The organism is Acinetobacter sp. YH1901141 (assembly GCF_013416935.1).
In the GTDB taxonomy this organism is placed as follows: Bacteria; Pseudomonadota; Gammaproteobacteria; order Pseudomonadales; family Moraxellaceae; genus Acinetobacter; species Acinetobacter towneri.
The window spans coordinates 302331-326714 of record NZ_VPEY01000001.1 but is presented as its reverse complement, the minus strand read 5'-3'; the positions used below and the strand labels follow the sequence as shown (position 1 = coordinate 326714).

The following is a 24384-nucleotide window of genomic DNA, read 5'->3' as shown; positions in this document are numbered from 1 at the left end:
CCTCCTAAAGAGCCGTTGAAGACTACGACGTTGATAGGTTGGATGTGGAAGCATAGCGATATGTGAAGCTGACCAATACTAATTGCTCGTGAGGCTTGACTATACAACACCCAAACAGTTGGGGTTGAATGCTCAATCGATTCAAATCCAATCAGTCAAATCAGACTGATCTTGATTTAGTTAACGCTAAACAATAAAATTCAGACCCAATACAGCCCAATCTGTTACAGATTCGGAAAACGCAGTGCATCACCATCGTGAATAAGACCAATGCAAGTCTCCGTAAACAGTTGTGCTGGCGACCATAGCAAGAGTGAACCACCTGATCCCTTCCCGAACTCAGAAGTGAAACCTCTTCGCGCTGATGGTAGTGTGGGGTTACCCATGTGAGAGTAAGTCATCGCCAGCTCATTATTCGAACACCCTCAACTAGCGTTGGGGGTGTTTTTTTATGTGGAAAAGAAAATATTAAGAAGAATAATCACATTTTATTGTGTTTAAAATAACAATAAACCCATAATTAATAAAATGTTTTAGACTAATGTTGAATTTTTATTTTTTGTGTTTTGTGTGAAAGTTACACAATCTACTTGAATGGCAAAAGTGGACATGGATGACTGATAAAAATGAAAGTCTTCACTGTAAAAATTGCTATTCAAGCTTACTGAAACACAAACTCACAGGAGGTGAGGAATGGCACATCAAGCAATTAACGTGAATGATGTCATCGATCACGCAAAATTCAAACCATTTCATTTCAATGTCGTGGCATGGTGTCTACTGATCATTTTATTTGATGGCTATGACTTGGCAATTAATGGGGTCGTTTTACCCTTATTGATGGATGAGTGGGGCTTGAGTGCTGTTCAGGCGGGGATGCTCGCGAGTACTGCATTGGCAGGTATGATGTTTGGTGCGATGATTTTTGGTTCTTTGGCCGATAAAATTGGTCGTAAGAAAGTCATCATGATCTGTATCGTTCTGTTTAGTGGTTTAACCTTTGCAGGTGGCTTTGCTTCTAATCCAACTGAGTTTGCAATTTTACGTTTCTTAGCGGGTTTAGGCATTGGTGGTGTAATGCCAAACCTTGTGGCCTTAACTTCTGAATATGCACCTAAAACCATGCGTAGCACCTTAGTGACTACTATGTTTAGTGGTTATGCTGTAGGTGGTGTAATGGCAGCCTTACTTGGCTCATGGTTTACCCCAAGTTTTGGCTGGGAAATCATGTTCTTTATTGCGGGTATCCCATTGTTTTTATTGCCTGTGATTTGGAAATTCTTGCCAGAATCTTTAACCTTTATTGTCAAAGAAAATAAGCAAGATCAAGCCCGTCCAATCGTAGCGCGTTTAGCACCAGATTTAAAAATTACCGAAGACACCACTTTTGAATTGTATCAGGTTGGTGTGCCTGAAGCTGCTAACGTGGTGAGCTTGTTCAAACGCGGTCGTGCAGTGAATACTTTATTGTTCTGGTTAGCGTTCTTTACTTGTCTATTAACCATGTATGCACTCAGCAGCTGGTTGCCAAAACTGATGATGGCGGCAGGCTATTCTATGGACAACAGCTTAATGTTCATGATGGTGATGAACGTAGGTGCAGTCGTTGGTATCGTGGGTGGTGGTATTTTAGCAGACCGTTTCCACTTAAAACCTGTATTGATGTTCTTGGGAATCATGGGTGCATTGGTGATGAGCCTCATGGGCTTCCAATCTAATCAATTCTTGCTTTACATCTTAGTATTCTTGGCGGGTGCAGCATCTATTGGTTCACAAATGTTGTTGTATAGCTATGTGGCACAATATTACCCACTTGCGGTACGCTCAACAGGTATTGGCTGGTCATCTGCCATTGGTCGTATGGGTGCGATTGTGGGTCCAATTTTAATTGGCGGCTTATTGGGTATGAATTTACCTGCACACTTCAACTTTATGGCAGTAGGTTTGCCAGTGTTGATCACTGCAATTGCGGTTGCCTTGATTATGAGTGAAGATGAAGCTGAGCAAATTAAAGCAGGCAAAGCAGTTGCTGCCAAAGCTTAAACTTGTAATGTGCTAAGTTCAAAAGTCCTCAACCTTGTTTGGGGACTTTTTGATTATGGGGTGTGTAAATAGAAAGTGATGATAGATAAAGTTATATACTCAAGACACAGATAAAAAGAAACCCCATCATCCTGACGGGGTTTCTTTGTATTTCGTGTTTAGGTATAACTCCTGTCGTACCTCACGATCCTGGTGCTCAAACCTATTATTGTTGTTTTCTGTTTGGGAAACATCCTGTCTCCTTATGCTTTAAAGAATACCGTAAGCTCAAAATACTGCCTAGCCTCATTTTGCTTCAGTGCATGTAAGCAAAAACTGACAAAGTGATGAATGATACTGACGCTGTTTTTGAGCAAACGATAAAATACCGAGCTTATTTTTGTCCATAAACAGGCGTATACTGATTGCGTGATTGGAGTAAATATGTCTGATTTAGCTGCAGCATCTCATGTTCAGTATGGTACTAAGCCGTTTAAAGCCATTCTTTTTTCGTTGTTTCTAGCGGGTTCCGCTTCTTTTTCGACCTTGTACTGTGTGCAACCGATGATGCCAATTTTGGCCGATTTTTTTACGGTTACACCAACCCAAAGTAGTTTCCCGCTGTCATTTTCTACTGTGGCTTTGGCGATAGGTTTGCTTTTCACAGGTTTTATTTCAGATCGTTTTGGGCGTAAACTTATTATGGTTTTGGCTTTATTTTTAGCTGCCATTTTATTAATTCTGAGTGCCTTACTTCCAATCTGGTTATTCTTTTTAACCACACGAATTTTTATTGGCATTGCTGTGAGTGGTGTAGCTGCGGTCGCCATGACCTATATTGGTGAAGAAATTCGACAGCAAGATATTGGTTTTGCTATGGGGCTGTATATTTCGGGTACGGCCATTGGTGGCATGGGTGGACGTTTAATTGCTGGGGGCTTGGTCGATTTTATATCTTGGCAAGCGGCAACCCTAATTATTGGTGGTTTGAATTTACTAATTGCAATCACCTTTTATATGTTACTTCCTGCATCGAAAAATTTTACAGCGTATCCGATTCGCTTCTCGCGGTTTAGAGATGCTTTTGTTGCCAATTTGGCAGACCGTAAATTAAGAATCCTGTTTTTACAGGGCTTTTTGCTGATGGGCTGTTTCGTCAGTGTTTTCAATTACATCAGCTATTATTTACTAGCTAAACCATTTGAGCTTTCCCAAGTTTGGATTGGGGTGATTTCAATTGCCTATTTGGCGGGTATTTATAGTTCACCGCGTGCGGCAAGCTGGGGCAATCGTATTGGACGTGAACGTGTGTTGCCTATGGTGATTGTCCTAATGTTGATCGCATTATGGTTGATGTCGATTGCACATTTAGCCGTCGTATTGGCTGCATTGGTGCTATTTACCTTTGCTTTTTTTGCCGCACATTCTACTGCCAGTAGTTGGGTGTCGATTCAAGCACTGCAGTATCGTGCAGTGGGATCATCATTATATTTATTTAGTTACTACATGGGTTCGAGTTTGCTCGGTAGTGGTAGCGGTCTGATTTGGGAACAATGGGGCTGGTCTGGTCTGACATGGGTGATGACTGCAGTCTTGGGTGTGGCGCTTTATGGTGCGTGGCGTTTAAAGATTAAACCAACAGCGCTGCGATAAGCATTCAGGATTATTGCTTTAGGCTTATCCCTTTATGCTTTTCTTATTCAGATACCAACTTAGGATATAAAAATAGTTTGCTGATTTTGTGTGTTTTTTAATCAAGCAAGATGAATGGAATTCATGCTAAAATAGTCGGCTTTCATCTTTGATCGACTTTTGATCTTCCACTTCCCAGCCGAGAATTGCAAGCCATGTCTACTGCTTATACTGCTCAGACCGCACCCAAAGCGTTGTTTGATTACGACAAATATTGGGCGTCATGTTTTGAGCCTGCGCCATTTTTGCCGATGTCACGCGAAGAAATGGATCAGCTTGGTTGGGATGCCTGCGATTTTATTTTGGTTTGTGGTGATGCTTATATTGATCATCCCTCTTTTGTATCGGGCGTGATTGGTCGTGTGCTTGAGGCGCAGGGCTTTCGTGTCGGGATCATCGCCCAACCAGACTGGACCAATGTGGAATCTTTTCGGGTACTAGGGAAGCCGACCATTGCTTGGGGTGTTACCGCGGGCAATATGGACTCGATGATCAACCGCTATACCGCAGACCGTAAAATCCGTTCTGATGATGCTTATTCGCCAGACAATCAGCCGAATAAACGTCCTGACCGTGCAGCTACGGTGTACTGTCAGCGTTGTCGTGAAGCCTTTCCAGATGTGCCTGTTTTACTTGGCGGGATTGAAGGCTCGTTGCGTCGTATTGCACATTATGATTATTGGTCGGATAAAGTTCGTCGCTCAATTTTAATGGATTCTAAAGCCGACTTATTGATGTACGGCAATGGCGAGCGTTCGATTATTGAAGTGATGCACCGTTTGGCCAAAGGTGAAAAAATCCACGAAATTACAGATGTACGTGGTACAGCATTTATTATCAATAAACATAACCGTGCGTCTAAATCCAAATTTGTTGAAATTGCATCTAATGATGTAGATAGCGTGGGCCGTGTCGATCCAATCATCAACCCTTATGTGATGACCGAAGATTTAGACGGTTGTGAGATTGAAAAAGATAAGGGCAACAACCTCGCGCAATATCAAAATTTCCAGAAAGATGTAGTCAGCAATCCAATTGTTCGTGAAGGTGATCAGCTAGATGCAGATACCCAGATTGTGCAATTGCAGCCTGCTTCAAAAGCAATTAAACACAAATTACCCCCACGTGAATTGGCAGTGATTCGTTTGCCTTCTTTTGAGGAAGTGGCGAATGATCCTGTGCTGTATGCGCATGCTAACCGTATTTTGCATTTAGAAACTAACCCGGGCAATGCGCGTGCTTTGGTGCAAAAGCATGGTGAACGTGATGTGTGGTTGAATGCACCGCCTATTCCGTTGACTACGGAAGAAATGGACTATGTATTCGATTTACCGTATGCACGTTTGCCGCATCCATCTTATGGCAATGCACGTTTCCCTGCTTTTGATATGATCAAGTTTTCGGTCAATATCATGCGTGGTTGTTTTGGTGGCTGTACTTTCTGTTCGATTACCGAACACGAAGGACGAATTATCCAAAACCGTTCTGAAGAATCCATTTTGCGTGAAGTGGAAAAAATTCGGGATACTGCACCTGGCTTTACTGGCATTATTTCAGACTTGGGTGGCCCGACTGCAAATATGTACCGTTTGCATTGTAAAGACCCTGAAATTGAAAAGAATTGTCGTAAACCTTCCTGTGTATTTCCGGGCGTATGTCAAAACTTACACACTGATCATGCACCTTTAACTCAGTTGTATCGTAAAGCACGTGAACTGAAAGGCATTAAAAAAATTCTGATTGGTTCAGGTTTGCGGTATGACTTGGCGGTGTTGAACCCTGAATATGTACGTGAATTGGTGACGCATCATGTGGGCGGTTATTTAAAAATTGCACCAGAGCATACCGAAAAAGGTCCATTATCTAAGATGATGAAACCGGGTATTGGTACGTATGACCGCTTTAAACAAATGTTTGATCGTTTCAGTAAAGAGGCGGGCAAAGAGCAATATTTAATTCCGTACTTTATTGCCGCGCATCCGGGAACGACCGATTACGACATGATGAATTTGGCGTTGTGGCTGAAAAAGAATGGTTTCCGTGCCGATCAGGTACAGACTTTCTATCCATCGCCAATGGCGACCGCTTCGACCATGTATTACACAGGTAAAAACCCACTGGCCAAAGTGGCGCGTTATACCGAAAATGTGGATATTGTCAAAGGCGAAAAACGTCGTCGTTTGCATAAAGCTTTCTTACGTTACCATGATCCAAACAACTGGCCGTTGTTGCGTGAAGCCTTAAAAGAAATGGGACGTGCAGATTTAATCGGGAACTCTAAACAGCACCTGATTCCAACCTATCAGCCGCAAGGCACAGATGGACAGTATCAAACGGCACGTAAGAAAAACTCGACTGTCGCGGGTGATTCACAAAAACGTACGGGGCAAAGTGGTAATCGTGCTCAGAACAGTAATCGTCCGAAGAAAGGGCAGATATTGACTCAGCACACAGGTTTGCCGCCACGTGAAACAGGTGAAAAACGTCCATTTTCACACAAAAAATCTAAGCCAAAATCGAAAGCTTAGTACTTGAAGTTAAGATCCATCAAAAGGCGCTGCAGCGCCTTTTTTGTTTGCTTTTCATTTCATCGGAATTGTCCGACAATCGAATCTGTTAAGCATTGCTTTGTTATTTTTTTGCATGCTATACAGTATTCGTATCTAATGATAAAAACACGCTTAGATGCTACAGCACTTAGACAAAAGGCTGGCTTGTGAAACAAAATTTCTGTTTCTATGATGGTTTTGTCAATGTTTCATGTAGTTTCTTAAATGGAACGTTTAAATATAAAAGCGTGTTATATACTGATTTGATGAAAAAATCGGCATGAAGCCGAAACAACTATAAAAATGATTTTAAGGATTGAATAATGACCATTTATATTTTGATTGGGGTTTTGATACTGATTTTCTTTCTCTTGATGGCGGTTAAGGGCTTGGAAAATAGAGAAAAACCTCAGGACAGTGCACTAAAGCAACGTGCAATTTTTAGCTTAAATGAACAGCTGACGTATACACGTTTGCAGGAAATTTTACCTCAACATATCATCTTGGCGCATGTGTCTTTTGATGCCTTGCTGACCACGAAATTTTCACGTACTCGACATAAATACCGCAATATGATGGCCGATTTTGTGGTGTTGGATGCTAATCATCAGGTCGTTGCAATTGTAGCCTTAGATGATTTGTTGATGCTGAAACGTAGCCGCAATGCGCAATACCAAGATGAATTGCTGCGTTTGGCGGGTTATAAAGTGCTGCGTTATGAAGATGTGCCTGAATATCACGAATTGCGTGAAGCTTTTGGGCAGTCACCGTCATCGTATGCAGACTTAGAAGATTTGGATACAGCCTTAAAAAAGTATGATTTTTTAGCGCATTCTGTACGCCATAAAGTGAAGGTATTGGGCTAAACGCTTGCCGCTAAAGTCACTAGATAGACAATATGAATCAGCATGTCGCCATGACATGCTGATTTTTTTAATTGGCTGTGACTCTTGATTTAATCGTGTCTATTTTACGTTGGGTTGCTATTCAGGTTTGACTGCAACCACAGTCATCTCAACCAAAACGTCAGGATGGTATAACTTGGCTTCTACGCAGGTACGCGGTAAAGCTTGTATATCTGCCACCCAAGCATCCCAAACTTGATTCATTGCGGCATAATCGCGCTCAATGTTTTTTAGAAAAATCATCACCGACATGATGTGACTTTTATCTGTACCCGCATCTGCCAGTAAACGATCAATCAGGGCAAGTGTTTGTTGGGTTTGCCCCACAATATCTTGTTGTGTGTCTTCTGCCAGTTGCCCTGCCAAATGGACTAAATTTCCAGAAATTGCAATTTCAGAATAACGTTTTTGAATATGTAGACGTTGAACAGCCATTGGGTGTGATCCTCGCGCCAAGCGATTAGGTATAAAAAGCGTGAGGTATTATAGAGGCAGGCAAGCACGTGGAAAATATGCAGGCAGTAGTCTGCTTAAAATAAAAAGTAGTTGAATGGAAAATATGAGGAAAAGAGAGATGCGGTATTAAAGCGGCGAAGTGCCAAGCGCAGAGTTGTCCTGTAATCTTCGGATTTGATCGTCACGCCAATCACAGGACAAGTATGCCAAAAGTAATGGTGATTTTTGACATCTCAGCGTATGTACGGATAAATACATCGCGCGCATAGATTACTCTAAAAAGCACAACTGTGAAGGGTAAATTGTCTTATTTTTATTCTTTTGGCTGAAATTTATACAAAAATAGCTTTAGTATTCATCGGCAAGTATTGGCTAGGTATGTTTTATGTAGAGCGGGAAGTTTACCGCTTTAAAATCCGTGATATTTATGAGTTGTGATATTTACAGCAAAGATAGTTGTGCTTGCTCATCGGCAGGGCTGAGTTGATACAGACCGACCCCAATTAAACGGAATTGATCCTGTGCGGGAATATGCATTTCGTGAAGCAAAAGCTGCAGGACTTTTTCAAGATCATTTTTAGTTTCAAGAGGCTGTTTAAAACTTTTGCTATGTTGTAAGACCTGAAAATTTTTGAGTTTCAATTTGGCCGATACGCCACGTGCAACATATTGTTTTTTCACTAAACTGTGCCAAACCTGATCAATCAAGCTAGACCAGTAAGCTGCACATTCGGCTAAGTTTAAGTCATCATCAAAGGTGATTTCTTTGGAAATTTGCTGGCGCTCACGTTCTGCCTGCACAGGACGTTCATCAATCCCTTGGGCAAATAAAAACAGGCGTTTTCCATATTTGCCAAAATGATGAATCAACAGGTTTTCTTCAATGTGTTGCAAATCGCCCAAGGTATTTAAATTCAAGCTTTTTAATTTTTCCTGCGTGACTTTACCTACGCCTGGAATTTTCTTTAAGGGTAAGTCCTGAATAAACTGCTGCACTTGACTGGGTTTAATCACGCAAATGCCATTGGGTTTATGCCAGTCCGAAGCAATTTTGGCTAAAAATTTATTCGGTGCGACACCTGCCGAGGCCGTTAAACCTGTACTTTGAAAAATATCTGCCCGAATCCGCATTGCGACTTCAGTTGCACTTGGAATACCTTGTAAATTTTCGGTGACATCTAAATAAGCTTCATCTAAAGACAAGGGTTCAATAAGTGGTGTATAACGCTGAAAAATCTGATGAATTTGTGTGGAAACCTCACGATAGAGTGCAAAATTGGGTTCGAGTACCACCACCTGCGGGCAGCGTTTGCGGGCTTGTGCCATCGACATGGCAGAACGTAAACCAAACTCACGCGCAGGATAGGATGCCGCGGCAATCACAGCACGAGGATGATGCGAAGCAATCACCACAGGTAAATGCTGCAATTCAGGACGACTGCGCAGCTCAACAGAGGCATAAAAGGCATCCATATCAATATGAATGATTTTCCGCATGGCACAAACTAGATGAAGCGTTTAGATTTCAACAGTATCGCATGTTTAGGAAGTCGGTTGTAGCATCGGAGCAAGCGGATAAGGCGTGTTGCTATTCAGCAAAATCACCTGTGTCGATTGCTGTTCTGCATAGTCGATCAAACGCTGTAAACTCCGTGGGCTATGGTCGGCAATGCGGGGCAAAAACTCTAAAGGGCGCGCTAAAGGCTGGAAAAAATTATCCCAATGAATTGGAATCACGACACGAGGGCGCAACGTTCCCACAGTTTCATCTAAATAATGCTGTTGAAAAGCAACCGATTGTTTAGAGAGCTGTGCAATCCCTAAAAATAAAGTATCTACCTGCAAGTGTTGTAATTGTTTAGAAATCGCGCCTGTACTGGCTTTGACTAAAATGTTCTGTTCAGGATGCTGAATGTAATAATCAAAACTGCCGCCTTCTTTAAATTCATAAAAACGGGCAGGTAAGGACAATGGTTGTTGAATTTGTTCACCTAAATCATTATTCACAGCGGTGGCAGGGGTATGCTGTGATGGAATAGCCGTAATCTTAAACTTTCCAATCTGTATTGGTTGGGCAGGATTGACAAGGCTTAATCGAGATTCAGGAATTGCGGCACCACGGGCAATGTTCAAACTACTTTCTGAACCGATGATTTGACTGTGTTTGAGTTGCTGCGCCAAAAATGGCAAATCTAGCGTGTGATCATAATGCGAATGGGTGATCAAAATCGCACGTGTGCGTTGTAATTGATGCTGTTGAATCAACTTGTGCAATAAGGCTGGTTGGCTGTCTAACTTGTTCCACATGACTTGTGCAAGAGAGGGGCGACTAAAAAATCCATCAATCAGAATTTGGTTTTCACCATCATCAAACAATAGGGTAGATACGCCAAAATAATGTACTTTTAAGTTGGCATTTGCGGTTTTTGTTGAATATTGCCATGCGGAAAATTGTTCTAGTTTGCCTGCGGGTTGTAATAGGTAAAGCAGTGCAAATCCTGCACAAATGCTGAGCGTAAGAGCAGCCCAAAGCAGCCCTTTCATAATTTTCATGACGGTACTTTTTTATTGTGATGCAGCTATCTTGTTATTTTTTCTGGTTCGGTTCAAGTCTTGTGGGTTGAATTGCGTTGTCTGTTAAAAAATGCTGCCATTGTTTGCTATTGCCATAAAAAACATTTAGGTCGACTGGGGTGTGAATACCTTTTATTTGACCCTGATTGGTATGTTGCCAAAACAACCATTTTGGCTGACCTGCCAGTTGTGGTTTACCCTGATATTCTCTGACCCATAGAGGGGTTTGCTTGAAACTTTCAGTCAATACCATATTGTAAAAGGCTTTGGATACATAAAAAATCGGTTGTTTTTCATAATGTTGATATAGCGCATCATGCATGATTTGAATTTGGTGCAGTAACTGTTCTTTGCTATAGGTATTAATGCAGTTGCTGTCATACTCCAAGTCAATCACGGGGGGCAAACTGTCGGTTTTTTTGGGAACAGTTGCAATAAAGTTTTCTGCCTGAATTGCTCCATCACGGCATAAGCGATAAAAATGATAGGCGCCGACCAAAAAGCCATGTTCACGGGCTTTGAGCCAGTTATCCTGAAATTTACGGTCTTTAAAATCGCCCCCTTCGGTGGCTTTTAAATAGACAAAGGCATATTTTTGTGGGGAAATTTTATGCCACTGAACATCGCCTTGATGATGTGACACGTCAAATCCTTGAATCGGATATTCTTCGGTTGCTGCAGGTTGTTGGCGCAACACACCCAAATACAATAAAACCGCCAAAACAGCACTGCCAAGCATCGCAATGGTCATACGATAGTGCGGTGTAAAAGCTGAGTTTTTAGCTTGATTGGACGGTTTGCGCATGTTGAAAAAGCTTCGCGGAGCAAAGTCATATCATAACGTGCAGTGCGGTGTAGCACCATGCGCTTTCGGTAATGGCGTTTTAAACAGCCGTGTGTTTGGGGATATTCCAAAACACTAAAAATGCCAAAATATTTAATACACCCAAACAAATTAAAGTGGCATGAAAGGCACTGACTAACTGTCCTGCGCCGTAATAGGCACTAAACATATTCACCAAAGTACCTGCCAATGCCACGCCAATACTCATCGACAGCATCATAATCATGGATAAAAAACTATTGCCGCTGCTGGCATCTTGTTGAGGTAAATCTTTGAGTGTAAAGGTATTCATACCCACAAACTGCAATGAATTAAGCACCCCAAATATAAAAAAATGCAAGGCACGTAACCAAGTCGCAGTTTCAGCAGTGGTCAGCGCAAAACTAGCAATACACGCCCCGACCAATAACGTATTGGTCAGTAAAAACTGCCGATAGCCAAAACGTTGAATTAAAGGCCGAATAATTGGTTTAGATACCAAAGAACCGAGCACAGTCGGAATCATCATCAAACCTGTGATAAATGGTTCAAAACCAAAAGCCACCTGTAGCATGATTGGCATGATAAAAGGCATGGCATTGCCCCCGAAGCGGGCAAAAAAGTTACCTAAAATACCAATGGCATATAAGCGATTTTTAAATAAATCGCTGCGAAATAAGGCATTTTGATGAGTATGGGCATGGCGGGCATAGCATGCTGCGGCAATACCGCCAGCCAAGATTAACGCTAAATTCCAAAGCAGATTATGTTGTGGGTTGGCAAAATTTTCGATGCCTAAAGATAAGCCCGCCATAGCCACAACTAATAGGATAAACCCGAGAAAATCAAAGTTTTTAACTTCAGTTTCAGTCACATTTGGCATGGCTTTGATACAAATCCAACAGCCCAAGATGCCCATAGGAATATTGATCAGGAAAATCCAGTGCCACGTGGCGACTTCGACCAACCAGCCACCCAGCGTTGGGCCAATTAAGGGGCCAATCAACCCTGCCAGACTCATCAGGCTCATGGCAGATAAAAACTGGGTGCGTGGAATAATTTTTAACATCGCCAAGCGCCCGACAGGCAAGAGCAATGCGCCACCAATACCTTGAATCACCCGATAAAACAGCAATTCATTCAGACTCGCTGCTGCAGCACAACCCAAAGAGGCAAGGGTGAAAATGATAATCGCTGCAAAATAGGTGTTGCGTACTCCAAAACGATCTGCCAGCCATCCACTTAATGGAATACACGCCGCCACCGAGAGCACATACGCCACCACAACACTGTGCATCCGCAGCGGATCTTCCTGCAAGCTATGCGCCATTGCAGGGATTGCTGTATTCACAATGGTGGTGTCGAGCGCCTGCATAAAAAAGCCAATTGAAACCAGAAATACCAAAAGACGGTATTCAGGATGCAGGGCTTGATGGGTCGGTGTTTGGTTCATAACTCGGCAAAATGGACATTTGGTCTAGTTTAAACCATTTTGCAATCTAGCGGACTGCATCTATAAAAACATGAAAAGTGTTTGAAAATTCAAGGAAATGCAATGAAATTGTCATCTATTTGTCACCGATTATTCACTTTGAGTTTGTAAGTTGGGTGCATTTAGAAAAATGATGAGTAATTTATGAAAACGCAAATTTCTGCATTAATGTTGGCTTTATTGTCTGTGGGGATGGTGGGATGTAATGATAATAATGATCCTATTCCTGTAAAAGAAGAAGTTGTTGAAGCAACACCTACAACAATTAGTTTGGAGCGTTTAGGGGAATACGATGCACAAGTTTTTGGTGCGAGTGCTGCGGAAATTCCTGCTTATGATGCTGAAAGTAAGCGTTTATTTGTAGTCAATGCGAAAAATGGCGTGGTCGATGTACTGGATTTAAGCAACCCAAGTGCACCTGTTAAGCTGAACAGCTTGGATGCCAAGACTCATTTGGCGAATTCTGAAGTCAATAGTGTTGCGGTACATCAAGGTATTGTCGCTTTAGCTGTTCAGGCAACACCTAAAACTGATAAAGGCATCGTGGCATTTTTTAAAGCCAAAGACCTGAGCTTTATCAGCAAAGTTGAAGTCGGTGCATTGCCTGATATGTTGACTTTTACTCCAGATGGCAAAAAAGTCTTGGTTGCCAATGAAGGTGAGCCAAATGAAGGTTATAAGATTGATCCAGAAGGTTCAATCAGTATTATTAATCTAACTGACATCAACAAGCCTACTGTAAAAACTGCAGATTTTCAGGCATGGAATACACGTAAGCAGGAATTGCTTGATGCGGGCGTGCGTATTTTTGGGCCAAATGCGACTGTCGCACAAGATTTAGAGCCTGAATATATTGCGGTGAGTGACGATGGTAAAACTGCTTGGGCAAGTCTACAAGAAAACAATGCTATTGCTGTAATTGATTTGATTCAAGACCAAGTGGTCGATATTTTCCCATTGGGTTATAAAAACTTTGGCTTAGCTGCAAATGCTTTAGATGCAGGTGATCGTGATTGTGTTGTTGGTAAGCAAGACTATAACGGTAAAACGATTACAGCCTGTGCTAAAAATGAGGGGATGATTAATATTCAAGCTTGGCCAGGCTTATATGGCATGTATATGCCAGATGCAATTGCGCAATATCAAGCCAATGGACAAAGCTACTTGGTCACTGCCAATGAAGGTGATGCGCGTGAATGGTTGGTTGATGAAGACTTATATTTTGGTACGGATGAAATAACTCAGGGTTATGCAGAAGAAATTCGTGTTAAACACTTATTCAATAATAAAGGCTTCAGTACCAATGGCGATTATGCAGCGCATTTACGTCTATTAAAGTCAGGGGTTAAAGGCGCAAAGCTTGATTCAAACGTATTTAAAGCATGTACCACTACAGATGCCAATGAAGTTTGTGCAGATAATTTAATTAAAGATTCACAATTGGGTCGTTTGACGATTACTTGGACGCAAGGTTACAAGAAAGATACAAATGGTGAGCCTGTGCTAGACAGCGATGGTTTCATGACCTATGACAAACTATATGCTTATGGTGGCCGCTCGTTCAGTATTGTAGATCCTAAAACCAAAAAAATTGTTTGGGACTCAAAAAATGACTTTGAACGTAAAGCTGCTGAATTATTTCCAGAATACTTTAATACCAATCATGAAAAATTAAGTATAGATGATCGTAGTGACAATAAAGGCCCTGAGCCTGAAGGCATTGCTTTAGGTAAAATTGGTCAAAAAACTTTTGCCTTTATTGGGTTGGAGCGTATGGGTGGCATTATGGTGTACGACATTACCCAACCGACACAAGCATCTTTTGTTGAGTATTTTAATGATCGTAAGTTTGGTGAAACCCGTACATCTTTCGATGCAGAAGGTAATGAGGTTACCGTTGAAAATTCAAATCTCGGTCCCGAAGGTTTGATCTTTATTGCAGCCAAAGACTCGCCTAACGGCAAGCCACTGTTAGTTGTGGGTAATGAAGTCAGTGGAACTACTGCCGTCTACCAAATCAAGCTTAACTAACAGCATTGCAAAATTAGAAATCTATTAAAGAGGGCACTTTGGTGTTCTCTTTTTTGTGCTGTAAAAACCAATGAACAGTGAATTAAAAAAAGCGAGTCACCGACTCGCTTTCACTTTCATTTTTATTGCTATTTCATGTAGCTAAAAAAGTTCAACCCACAAAATGACGTGGAGAATCCAAATTCTTCAAGGCATTAATAATTTTATGGGAGTGGTTACACACGATCAGTTTAGCGCGGTGCTGTGGTGGTAAAAAACCTTCGTGTACCGCATGATCTAATTGCTGAATCAGAGCATCATAAAAGCCATTCACATTATATAAAATCATCGGTTTTTGGTGCTGATTCAATTGCCCCCAAGTGGCAATTTCCAAAATTTCTTCAAAAGTACCCAAGCCACCTGGTAACGCCACAAAGGCACTGGCACGATCTGCCATCATCGCCTTACGCTCATGCATGCTTTTGACTACGTGTAATTCGGTTAAATTACTGTGGGCAATTTCATAATCCAGCATAAATTCAGGAATTACTCCCACCGCTTGCCCACCATGTTGCACAACGGTGTCAGCAACCAAACCCATTAATCCAATACTCGCGCCGCCGTAGACCATACCAAAGCCTTGCTCGGCTAGTTTTCTTGCCAGTTGTACTGCTTTTTCCTGATAAATCGGGTTATTGCCAGAGCGCGAACCACAGTACAGTGCCACTAAAGGTTGAGAGGTTTGAGGAGATGGATTATTGATATATTGGGTCATTCTTAATTCGCTATTCATTTATTTTCTTCACCATAGCATGTTCTTTTTGTTGGCTCTAGCTTAGTGCTCAAATATGACAAACCCGTCAGTATGCAGTGTTCAATTTGCAAAGATTTGTGAAAGTGCTGCATTGACGTGGATGATGTCGCAAAAAGGGGATGAATCTGAGCGCAAACTTTCCTATACTCAAAGCTTGTCTGACAACTATAGAATCGTCATGGACAGTGGCAGTAGTCGCACCGAACGAATATTTTTAAATTACATGCTGTGCCAACTAGAGCAAGCAAACTTATCTTTTCAGTGTCATTGCCGTATGGCACTTATGACCCATGATATTCAGGAGAAGAGCACATGATCTTTGAATGGATGTCTGACCCCGCAGCGTGGGTTGGGTTATTGACCCTGATCGTACTCGAAATTGTATTAGGCATTGATAACTTGGTGTTTATTGCCATTTTGGCAGAAAAGTTACCGCCAGAACAACGCAATACGGCACGGGTGGTGGGCTTGCTTCTCGCCTTGGGGATGCGCCTGATTTTACTCGCCTCTATCGCGTGGGTCGTCACTCTGACCCAACCTCTGTTCCATATTTTTGAACATCCTTTCTCTGGACGTGACCTGATCTTACTGTTCGGTGGTGTGTTCCTATTGTTTAAAGGCACCATGGAACTGCGCGAACGCATTGAAGGCAAACCTGCACTAAAAGAAGAAAACCCTGTGCATGCGACTTTCTGGATGGTGATTGTGCAGATTGTAGTGCTAGATGCGGTGTTCTCACTCGACAGCGTGATTACTGCTGTGGGCATGGTGCAGCATTTATCGGTCATGATGATTGCGGTGATCATTGCGATAGGCATTATGTTGTGGGCCTCTAAAGCGCTCATGGACTTTGTCAATAAGCATCCTACCGTGGTGATTCTATGCCTGTGCTTCCTGATGATGATTGGTTTCTCATTGGTGGTGGAAGGCTTTGGCTATCACATTCCAAAAGGCTATTTATATGCCGCCATCGGCTTCTCGGTGATGATTGAATTCCTGAACCAAACCATCCGCAGAAATCAGGAAAAAACCGTGACCACCACCGATTTACGCTACCGTACTGCTTCGGCTGTGATGCGGATGTTAGGTGGCAAAAGTCAAAATACGACAGAAAGCAGTCATATCAACGAAGATGTTTTGGCTACCCGCGCCTTTGCTGATGAAGTCTTTGATGCTGAAAATGGCGTCTATCACAGCGTGATGGTACAAGGAGTGTTGGGCTTATCTGAGCGTCCTGTAAAGTCGGTGATGACGCCACGCCCTGAATTGGAATGGATTGATTTAGACGAAGATGATGCTTCAATTCGCAGCCAATTATTAAGTATGACCCATTCACGAGTGATTGTGGCACGTGGTGAACTGGACAATATTTCAGGCATTGTCTTAACCCATAAAGTTATGAATCAATACATTGAAACAGGTGTACTGGACTTTGAAACACATTTGCGTGAACCCGTAATTGTGCATGAAAATGCCCAAGTTTTGATGGTGATGGAGCAATTGCGTCAAGCACCGCTGCAAATGGCGATTGTGCTGAATGAATACGGCTCGATTGAAGGCGTTGCCACACCCATTGATATTCTGGAAGCAATTGCAGGTGAATTCCCAGATGAAGATGCACTCGAAGCCAGTGCTGAAAGTTTGGAAGATGGCACATTATTGCTAGATGGTTCCATTGATATTCGCCACGTATCTTTATTATTAGGTCGTGATTTGGTGGATGAAAGCGAGCAATATTCAACTTTATCAGGCTATATTTTATTCCATTTGGGGCGTTTGCCTGAAAACGGTGAAAAGCTGCTTTCCGATGGTTATGTTTTTGAAATTGTGACCATGGATGGACATAAAATTGAAAAAGTGCATTTGATTCAGCAAGGAAGTTCTGACGAAGAATAGTTTGCAAATACCCCACCGAAAATAGCCCGTATATCGGGCTATTTTCCTATCTTTTATTTAAGATGATTGTCTATTTAAAATTGTTTTGGAATATTGATGAAGAATTTGGCATGTCCATGCGGGCAGGGCGATTATCAACACTGCTGCCAACCTTTACACGTAGGGCAGGCACATGCGGAAACTGCAAGCCAACTCATGCGTTCACGCTATAGTGCTTTTGCCTTACAACAAATTGATTATATTGTGCAAACCACTGCGCTAGGACAACAGGCAAGTCTGGATGTTGGCGCAATTGCAGATTGGAGCAAGTCGAATCAATGGTTAAAGCTCGAAGTGCTGAATAGCAATGAAAAGTTAGATAAAAGCCATGCCCAAGTTGAATTTAAAGCCCATTACCATGATGCTAAGCAGGCGCAAATTCACCATGAAATTTCCCATTTTGTGCAACATCAGGCACGCTGGTATTTTCTAGATCCGACCACAGGGCAACAGCCGACCATGAAACAGCCGTGTATTTGTGGTTCGGGTAAAAAATTTAAGCAATGTTGTGCGCAATTTTTATAACTTTATCTTGGTTTTTCGCTTATTATAACGCGCATCTATTGGCCTAGTGAAAGAAGGGCAAGTCCATGTTGTTGTTGGTCATTTACTTAATCGCGATTACCGCAGAAGCGATGACAGGCGCATTGTCTGCAGGGCGTCGCAGCATGGACTGGTTTGGTGTCACCTTAATTGCCTGTGTCACCGCATTGGGCGGTGGTTCGGTGCGAGATGTATTGTTGGGGCATTATCCGCTGACTTGGGTCAAACATCCTGAATATTTGGTGCTGACCTGTATTGCAGCTTTTATCACCATTTTAATTGCCAAATGGATGCGTCATTTACGTTCCATTTTCTTGGTGCTCGATGCTTTAGGCTTAATTGGCTTCACTATTATTGGTTGTCAAATTGCTTTGGAAATGGGGCATGGCTTTGTGGTGTCTGCCGTTGCAGGCGTCTTAACAGGTGTGTCAGGTGGGATTCTGCGTGATATTCTGTGTAACGATGTGCCTTTAGTGTTCCGCCGTGAGCTATATGCCAGTATTTCTTTTGTGTCCGTGATTTGCTATTGGTTGTGTATCGAAATCGGTTTGTCGCTTGAATTGACCGTGATCTCAACACTTGTTTTTGGTTTTACTTTGCGTTTGATTGCGATTTATTTTGGCTTAGAAATGCCTAAATTTATTTATCAGGACGATGATGAACATTCAGCATCCTCTAAAGATGAAACCTAATTGGTTATAAGAATTGTATTGAATATCTAAATAGAAGCGAACCGATCACTAGATCGGTTTTTTAATGCTATCCACATCCTGTCAATTCATAGTATAAAAATACAACAGCAGTTGTGTTTTAGCCCATATCCTTTTAGCCAACTTAAAGAGTGTGTTATGGATTTAGTTTCGCGTGTGCAACGTCTACCCATTGGAAAATTCCACTATAGCCTACTGGTGGTGATTGGTCTGGGCTGGATGTTTGATGCCATGGATACAGGACTGATCTCCTTTATTTTGGCAAAAATGGCAGAAGACTGGAGCATGACCCCTGCCGAAAAAGGCATGGTGGTGTCGATTGGTTTTGTCGGAATGGCCATTGGGGCAGTCTTTTCAGGTGGTCTGGCCGATAAAATTGGACGTAAAACTGTATTTGCCACCACCTTGGTGATTTACAGTCTAGCTACTGCCGCTTGTGCCTTTGCGCCGAATTTAACTTGGTTACTGGTCTTTCGCTTTATTGTCGGTTTAGGTTTGGGCGGGCAGCTTCCCGTAGCGGTGACTTTGGTCAGTGAATACATTCCTGCACATGTGCGTGGGCGTTTTATTGTATTGCTGGAAAGTTTTTGGGGCTTGGGGTGGTTATGTGCGGCATTGGTTTCTTATTTTGTGATTCCAAAATTTGATTGGCATACAGCATTTTTAATCGGTGGTTTGCCTGCCTTATATGCCTTGGTTATCTGGAAAAAAGTCCCTGAATCTATCCCATATCTGATCAATCGTGGTCGTATTGCCGAAGCACATGCACTGGTACAAAAGTTTGAGCGTCAATGTGGGGTAGAAGTCATTGAACAGATTGAAGTTCAGCCTGTTGCCGCTAAACAGCATATCTCTTTTACCCAACTGTGGTCGGGGCCATTTGCACGCCGTAGTTTAATGCTGTGGCTGATTTGGTTTGGCATTGTCTATTCCTATTATGGCATTTTCACTTGGTTGCCTAGTCTGTTGGTGCAGCAAGGCTACAGCATCGTACAGTCATTTGAATATGTGTTGGGCATGATTTTGGCGCAATTACCCGGTTATATTGCAGCTGCTTGGCTGGTCGAAAAATTAGGGCGCAAAGCCACACTAGCTGGTTTTATTGGCATGTGTGCCGTATCGGCTTATTTCTTTGGTCAGGCCGACAGTGTAGCGATGATCATGTTCTGGGGTTGTTTGATGTCGTTCTTCAACTTGGGCGCATGGGGTGTGCTATACACTTATACTCCTGAACAATATCCAACCAATATTCGTGCTTTTGGTTCAGGTTGGGCCTCGGCGATTGGGCGTATGGGCGGTATTATCGCCCCGATGGTGGTCACACACATGATGGTCATGCAAAATGGCTTTAGTTATGTCTTTATGATGTTTACAGCGGTTTTATTGGCCGTTGCCTTGGTGATTGTGGTGTTGGGTGAAGAAACCAAAGGCAGAACTTTAGAGTCGATAGGTTTGTAAGCTTAAAATAAACCCATCTTCCAACTTGAAATGACAGTAAGCGTAAACCTGTTTGAGGAATTTACGCTTACTGGCTCCAAGGTTTAGCAGTCAGAACGAATTCCTGATTTAAAGCCAAGGCGATATTTTGCATGTTAAAACTATGCCGATCTTCAGGAAGTTGTAACAATAATGGTAAGCGTGTTATACCATTTTCACCATTGGCAAAAGCATAGTGACGGATTTTAGGGTCAATTCTGCTAATGAGATTCTTGGCTTCTAAATAAACACTTTGTTGGGTTGCCTGTTTTTGAATACTAATAATTCCAATATAACAGCGATCTTGAATATCAATCAGGCTCTTTTTCAGCTTCTCTATTTTCACCTGATTATTTTCAGATTTTTTCAGCAAACGTTTAAAAAATCCCGCTTTTTCATTTGTTTGAATTTCTCGTTCGAGACTACGTATTTGTTGTTGTATATGGCGGCTCTGTTCAATCGCAGCATTCACATGCTCTCTGATCTTTTGAACAGGGGCGATTACCGCATTTAAATGTCGTTGATAGTGATATTCATCTTCAAAGAGCACAAAAACTTGTGCGCGACGCTGTACCAATAAATGCAAATATGCAATCAAACGATATTTAAAGCCGCGGGCGTATGGATTAAATTGCAACATGGGTTCTTGAGATAAAGCTTCAAACTGATGTAAGAGTTCAGTCATTAAACGTTTCAGATTTAAATAACAAAACTCTAATTCATCAGACTGTTGCACACTTTGTTTTAAACCTCTTGCAAATGGTTCAAGCACTTGCAAACAAAGGTCTTTTTCTAAGCAGTCTAAATGCTCTTTGACTAAATGATCTGTAGAAAAACCTTGAATATCCACCACTTTTTTCATTTGTGGTAAAAGTTGCTCTTGCTTATATAGGTGTAAAGATTCAATCAACTCCACAATATGCGGATTCATTTGACGTTGAATGCCGATAATTTGTGTCATTTGCTGTTTAAAATTTTCAATATAATTAATTTGATCTAACTTTTTCGGATCAAGAACTAAGCCACTAATATAAAATTTATTTTCTACGCCAAAGTTTTCTTCTGTTAAAAAGCGTCGAATGGAATAAGCAGATACACGGCTGTCGTAGGAACTACTCACAATAAAATAGTAATCTGTAGCATCGATAATTTCAAAGTCACGAACATGCAGTTCATGAACAAAGTAATCCTGAAAAATTGATGGTTTTTGTTGTGCATATTCACTTGGTAAAATATAAGCAAACCAATTGCCCAAAATTTCACTTTTCATAAACACTTCAAAGATAAAACTACGAATTTGTGCTTGATCTAGATTACGATGGTTAGTTGTAACGGTGAAGTCTAAATCACGAATAATTAAAGCAGCATCATATAAAAACGCTTTTTTGAGTAAAAGTTGGGCTTGAATATCCTTAGGCTCATGTAATTCAATTTGATTCATTTCATGAATCACCGTTTCTAGAAAATCGGCGATTTGAAAGTCGGTTTGGTAGGTTTCTAAATAGTCAAAGCTACTTTGTACGTTTTTGGAGAGTTGTAATAATTCTGGATGCTGTGTGTACTGTGGAATGTCTTGCAGACGGATGTAACCATGAAATTCAAAGGTTGCTGTAAGATAATTCCAGTGAATATTTTTGGGTTTTAAGTATCGTTCTTCTATTTTTTCATGCAGTTCTTTAGGTGTAGCGGAAAGAATTGCGTTTAGCTGCTGCTGCCATTTATTATCAAGAATAGGATCAATTTGTTTTAACTTTACCCGAAGCTGATAAGGAATATAGGTCTGCATAGCGAAATCCAAAAGAACCGTTACAATAAATTTAAACTTTCAATAAAAAACTTCAGTGTGTTTTATATCACAAAAACAGCATTTACATTGATAAAAATAAAGGAATTTTTATGTAATAAGTATTGTTTCAAACATCTATAACGTGTCAATAGAGCCTCATAGAATGACTTGTTAGAATATTGCATTGCTGTTTTTATAAAATGAATATTTTTACGGCATAAGACACAAATTGTCGCAGAGCATCCTTACTAGCCCTTGTGCAGGATGCTGCTGCGGCATAGCATAAGCCGATTGATACAAAAACAAATGATTTAGGACGACAGGTTTTATGACAAGCCTTGCGCATCATGCAACAGAAAACCGTTCCGTAGCAGAATTTACTGAACGTGCATACCTTAACTATGCCATGTACGTGATTATGGATCGTGCATTACCCCATATCAGCGATGGTTTGAAACCTGTACAACGCCGTATTGTGTACGCCATGAGTGAGCTTGGACTCAAGCACAGCGGCAAACCGAAAAAATCGGCCCGTACCGTAGGGGATGTATTGGGTAAATACCATCCACATGGTGATTATGCTTGTTATGAAGCTATGGTGTTGATGGCGCAGCCGTTCAGTTATCGTTACCCATTTATTGAAGGGCAGGGCAACTGGGGTTCACCCGATGATCCTAAATCCTTTGCCGCCATGCGTTATACCGAAGCCAAACTATCGCAATATAGTGAAGTGCTTTTGGCCGAATTGGGGCAAGGTACTTGTGATTGGCAAGATAACTTTGATGGTTCATTAAAAGAACCTGTCAATTTGCCTGCGCGTGTACCGAATATTTTGCTGAATGGCACCACAGGTATTGCCGTGGGAATGGCGACCGATATTCCACCGCATAACTTGCGTGAAGTGGTGAAAGGCACAATTGCCCTGATTCGCAACCCAAATTTAACCGATGAAAAAGTCGCAGAATATATTCCTGCGCCAGATTTACCGACCAAAGCTGAAATTATTACCCCACCTGAAGAATTGCTGAAAATGCAAAGTACAGGTCGCGGTAGTTACCGTATGCGTGCGGTGTACAGCATCGAAAAAAATGAAATCGTGATTACCGAATTGCCGTATCAGGTTTCGGGTTCAAAAATCATTACCCAAATTGCCGATCAAATGCAGGCGAAAAAACTGCCGTTGGTGAGCGATGTGCGTGATGAATCTGACCATCAAAACCCAACCCGTTTGGTGATTGTACTCCGTTCTAACCGTATTGATGCCGAAGCGGTGATGAGTCACTTGTTTGCCACGACCGATTTAGAATCGAGCTATCGTGTCAATATGAACATGATTGGCGCAGATGGTCGTCCGCAGGTGAAATCGATTCGTCGTATTTTGCTGGAATGGATTGAGATTCGTAAAAATACTGTCACACGTCGTTTGCAATATCATCTTAATAAAATCGAAAAGCGACTGCACATTTTGGCAGGTTTGCTGATTGCCTATTTAGATATTGATACCGTGATTCGGATTATTCGTGAAGAAGATCATCCTAAAGCCGAGTTGATGGCGCATTTTGGTATTGATGAAATTCAGGCCGAAGCCATTTTGGAGTTAAAGCTACGCCATTTAGCCAAGCTTGAAGAAATGGAAATTCGCCGTGAACAAGAAGAATTAGAAGCACGTGCTGCCATTATTCGTGAACAATTGGCGAATCCTGAATCATTGAAAAACTTAATTATCAGTGAGTTGAAAGAAGACGCGAAAAAATTTGGTGATGATCGTCGTTCACCGATTGTATTGCGTGCCGAAGCGACTGCAATTAATGAACAAGATATGCTACCTGCCGACCCTGTGACGGTGGTGTTGTCTGAAGCAGGCTGGATTCGTTGTGCCAAAGGGCATGAGGTCGATGCGGAAAATCTAAACTTCCGTGCGGGTGATCAATATCTCAGTCATGCACAAGGCAAATCCAATCAGCGCGTTTATATTTTAGATGATACGGGACGCAGTTATGCGTTGCCAATTAATAGCTTGCCTTCGGCACGTGGCTTGGGAGAACCATTAAGTTCAAAACTCGCTCCTGCCAGTGGCGTTGGCTTTAAACAATTACTAATTGCCGATGATGAAGCTGAAATTTTAGCAGCCAGCAGTAAAGGTTATGGTTTTAAAACACAGGCCAAACAGCTAGATACCAATGCCAAAGCAGGTAAAGCATTCCTGTCTTTGCCTGAACAATCGACAGTGATGAACTTGCAAATGATTGAACACGCCAGTCATGTTGCACTGCTCAGTTCAGCAGGGCGTTTACTGGTGATTGAACTGTCAGAATTGCCAATTTTGAACAAAGGTAAAGGTAATAAATTGATACAACTTGAAGAAAAAGATCAGTTGGTGTCTATGTTACCTTTAAGTTTAGATGAAGCAATTCAAGTATTTGCAGGACAGCAACAACTCAAACTCAAAGGTGACGATTTGCTGAAGTATGTGGCGAAGCGCGGCACGAAAGGTCAGCTCTTACCACGCGGTTACCAAAAAGCAAATAAACTGTTAATTCAAAGATAATACTAGCGTTTTTTAAGCAAAATACGTTATATATGGTTTATATTCGTGA

17 protein-coding genes and 2 rRNA genes are annotated in these 24384 nt (G+C 41.7%); 12 read left to right on the top strand and 7 right to left on the bottom strand.

Annotated features, from left to right (window positions below):
- The 6 genes from FTV52_RS01525 to FTV52_RS01500 form a co-directional block, all read left to right on the top strand.
- Positions 1–103, top strand: a 23S ribosomal RNA gene (locus tag FTV52_RS01525); the annotation flags it as partial.
- A 191-nt stretch (positions 104–294) separates the two neighbouring features.
- A 5S ribosomal RNA gene (gene rrf, locus FTV52_RS01520) occupies positions 295–409 on the top strand.
- A 284-nt stretch (positions 410–693) separates the two neighbouring features.
- Entirely contained in the window at positions 694–2043 is a 1350-nt protein-coding gene (locus tag FTV52_RS01515; RefSeq protein WP_096902259.1) for an MFS transporter, read from the top strand.
- 423 nt (positions 2044–2466) lie between these two features.
- Positions 2467–3675, top strand: coding sequence for an MFS transporter (locus FTV52_RS01510; protein ID WP_179989591.1), 1209 nt, complete (start codon positions 2467–2469; stop codon positions 3673–3675).
- 194 nt (positions 3676–3869) lie between these two features.
- Positions 3870–6242, top strand: a complete 2373-nt coding sequence (locus FTV52_RS01505; RefSeq protein ID WP_096902257.1) for a YgiQ family radical SAM protein — start codon at positions 3870–3872, stop codon at positions 6240–6242.
- Positions 6243–6586: 344 nt separating this feature from the next.
- A complete protein-coding gene (locus FTV52_RS01500) occupies positions 6587–7129 on the top strand; it encodes a DUF2726 domain-containing protein (protein ID WP_167845692.1) in 543 nt (180 codons plus the stop codon).
- A 117-nt stretch (positions 7130–7246) separates the two neighbouring features.
- Here the strand turns inward: FTV52_RS01500 and FTV52_RS01495 are convergent, their stop codons facing one another.
- The 5 genes from FTV52_RS01495 to mdtD form a co-directional block, all read right to left on the bottom strand.
- Positions 7247–7603: a RidA family protein gene (locus FTV52_RS01495; RefSeq protein ID WP_070154775.1), complete on the bottom strand. Its 357-nt coding sequence runs from the start codon at positions 7601–7603 to the stop codon at positions 7247–7249.
- A 462-nt stretch (positions 7604–8065) separates the two neighbouring features.
- Complete coding sequence (gene dinB, locus FTV52_RS01490) at positions 8066–9121, bottom strand: DNA polymerase IV (RefSeq protein WP_004975616.1); 1056 nt, start codon at positions 9119–9121, stop codon at positions 8066–8068.
- Positions 9122–9166: 45 nt separating this feature from the next.
- Positions 9167–10177 (bottom strand): MBL fold metallo-hydrolase, encoded by a 1011-nt coding sequence (locus FTV52_RS01485; protein ID WP_004975617.1) that lies wholly within the window; start codon positions 10175–10177, stop codon positions 9167–9169.
- A 34-nt stretch (positions 10178–10211) separates the two neighbouring features.
- Positions 10212–10949 (bottom strand): GH25 family lysozyme, encoded by a 738-nt coding sequence (locus FTV52_RS01480; protein WP_373683407.1) that lies wholly within the window; start codon positions 10947–10949, stop codon positions 10212–10214.
- Positions 10950–11082: 133 nt separating this feature from the next.
- Positions 11083–12474: a multidrug transporter subunit MdtD gene (gene mdtD, locus FTV52_RS01475; protein WP_179989587.1), complete on the bottom strand. Its 1392-nt coding sequence runs from the start codon at positions 12472–12474 to the stop codon at positions 11083–11085.
- 183 nt (positions 12475–12657) lie between these two features.
- Between mdtD and FTV52_RS01470 the strand changes: the two genes are divergently transcribed.
- Positions 12658–14544, top strand: coding sequence for a choice-of-anchor I family protein (locus tag FTV52_RS01470; protein WP_179989585.1), 1887 nt, complete (start codon positions 12658–12660; stop codon positions 14542–14544).
- Positions 14545–14695: 151 nt separating this feature from the next.
- Here the strand turns inward: FTV52_RS01470 and FTV52_RS01465 are convergent, their stop codons facing one another.
- The gene (locus FTV52_RS01465; RefSeq protein WP_096902251.1) at positions 14696–15316 is read right to left on the bottom strand and encodes a TIGR00730 family Rossman fold protein; all 621 of its coding nucleotides are present in this window, start codon (positions 15314–15316) and stop codon (positions 14696–14698) included.
- Positions 15317–15649: 333 nt separating this feature from the next.
- Between FTV52_RS01465 and FTV52_RS01460 the strand changes: the two genes are divergently transcribed.
- From FTV52_RS01460 to FTV52_RS01445, 4 genes are all read left to right on the top strand, one after another.
- Positions 15650–17233, top strand: coding sequence for a TerC family protein (locus FTV52_RS01460; RefSeq protein ID WP_179989583.1), 1584 nt, complete (start codon positions 15650–15652; stop codon positions 17231–17233).
- A gap of 96 nt (positions 17234–17329) precedes the next feature.
- On the top strand, positions 17330–17797 hold the full coding sequence (locus tag FTV52_RS01455) for a YchJ family protein (protein ID WP_179989581.1): 468 nt from the start codon (positions 17330–17332) through the stop codon (positions 17795–17797).
- A gap of 65 nt (positions 17798–17862) precedes the next feature.
- Positions 17863–18507, top strand: coding sequence for a trimeric intracellular cation channel family protein (locus FTV52_RS01450; RefSeq protein WP_004975638.1), 645 nt, complete (start codon positions 17863–17865; stop codon positions 18505–18507).
- Between the two features lie 156 nt (positions 18508–18663).
- Entirely contained in the window at positions 18664–19983 is a 1320-nt protein-coding gene (locus FTV52_RS01445; RefSeq protein WP_104852902.1) for an MFS transporter, read from the top strand.
- 67 nt (positions 19984–20050) lie between these two features.
- On the opposite strand, the gene FTV52_RS01440 is transcribed toward FTV52_RS01445, so the two are convergent.
- On the bottom strand, positions 20051–21787 hold the full coding sequence (locus tag FTV52_RS01440) for a hypothetical protein (RefSeq protein WP_179989579.1): 1737 nt from the start codon (positions 21785–21787) through the stop codon (positions 20051–20053).
- Positions 21788–22115: 328 nt separating this feature from the next.
- Here FTV52_RS01440 and parC point away from each other — a divergent pair, with 328 nt between their 5' ends.
- Positions 22116–24335 (top strand): DNA topoisomerase IV subunit A, encoded by a 2220-nt coding sequence (gene parC / locus FTV52_RS01435; RefSeq protein ID WP_154321156.1) that lies wholly within the window; start codon positions 22116–22118, stop codon positions 24333–24335.
- The last annotated feature ends 49 nt before the right edge of the window (positions 24336–24384 follow it).

Coding starts and splice junctions, on each gene's coding strand:
- FTV52_RS01445 (WP_104852902.1), top strand. CDS start 18,664: ATGGATTTAGTTTCGCGTGTGCAACGTCTACCCATTGGAAAATTCCAC.
- FTV52_RS01485 (WP_004975617.1), bottom strand. CDS start 10,177: ATGAAAATTATGAAAGGGCTGCTTTGGGCTGCTCTTACGCTCAGCATT.
- FTV52_RS01480 (WP_373683407.1), bottom strand. CDS start 10,949: ATGACCATTGCGATGCTTGGCAGTGCTGTTTTGGCGGTTTTATTGTAT.
- FTV52_RS01515 (WP_096902259.1), top strand. CDS start 694: ATGGCACATCAAGCAATTAACGTGAATGATGTCATCGATCACGCAAAA.
- dinB (WP_004975616.1), bottom strand. CDS start 9,121: ATGCGGAAAATCATTCATATTGATATGGATGCCTTTTATGCCTCTGTT.
- FTV52_RS01465 (WP_096902251.1), bottom strand. CDS start 15,316: ATGAATAGCGAATTAAGAATGACCCAATATATCAATAATCCATCTCCT.
- FTV52_RS01505 (WP_096902257.1), top strand. CDS start 3,870: ATGTCTACTGCTTATACTGCTCAGACCGCACCCAAAGCGTTGTTTGAT.
- FTV52_RS01455 (WP_179989581.1), top strand. CDS start 17,330: ATGAAGAATTTGGCATGTCCATGCGGGCAGGGCGATTATCAACACTGC.
- FTV52_RS01440 (WP_179989579.1), bottom strand. CDS start 21,787: ATGCAGACCTATATTCCTTATCAGCTTCGGGTAAAGTTAAAACAAATT.
- FTV52_RS01460 (WP_179989583.1), top strand. CDS start 15,650: ATGATCTTTGAATGGATGTCTGACCCCGCAGCGTGGGTTGGGTTATTG.
- FTV52_RS01510 (WP_179989591.1), top strand. CDS start 2,467: ATGTCTGATTTAGCTGCAGCATCTCATGTTCAGTATGGTACTAAGCCG.
- FTV52_RS01500 (WP_167845692.1), top strand. CDS start 6,587: ATGACCATTTATATTTTGATTGGGGTTTTGATACTGATTTTCTTTCTC.
- mdtD (WP_179989587.1), bottom strand. CDS start 12,474: ATGAACCAAACACCGACCCATCAAGCCCTGCATCCTGAATACCGTCTT.
- parC (WP_154321156.1), top strand. CDS start 22,116: ATGACAAGCCTTGCGCATCATGCAACAGAAAACCGTTCCGTAGCAGAA.
- FTV52_RS01495 (WP_070154775.1), bottom strand. CDS start 7,603: ATGGCTGTTCAACGTCTACATATTCAAAAACGTTATTCTGAAATTGCA.
- FTV52_RS01450 (WP_004975638.1), top strand. CDS start 17,863: ATGTTGTTGTTGGTCATTTACTTAATCGCGATTACCGCAGAAGCGATG.
- FTV52_RS01470 (WP_179989585.1), top strand. CDS start 12,658: ATGAAAACGCAAATTTCTGCATTAATGTTGGCTTTATTGTCTGTGGGG.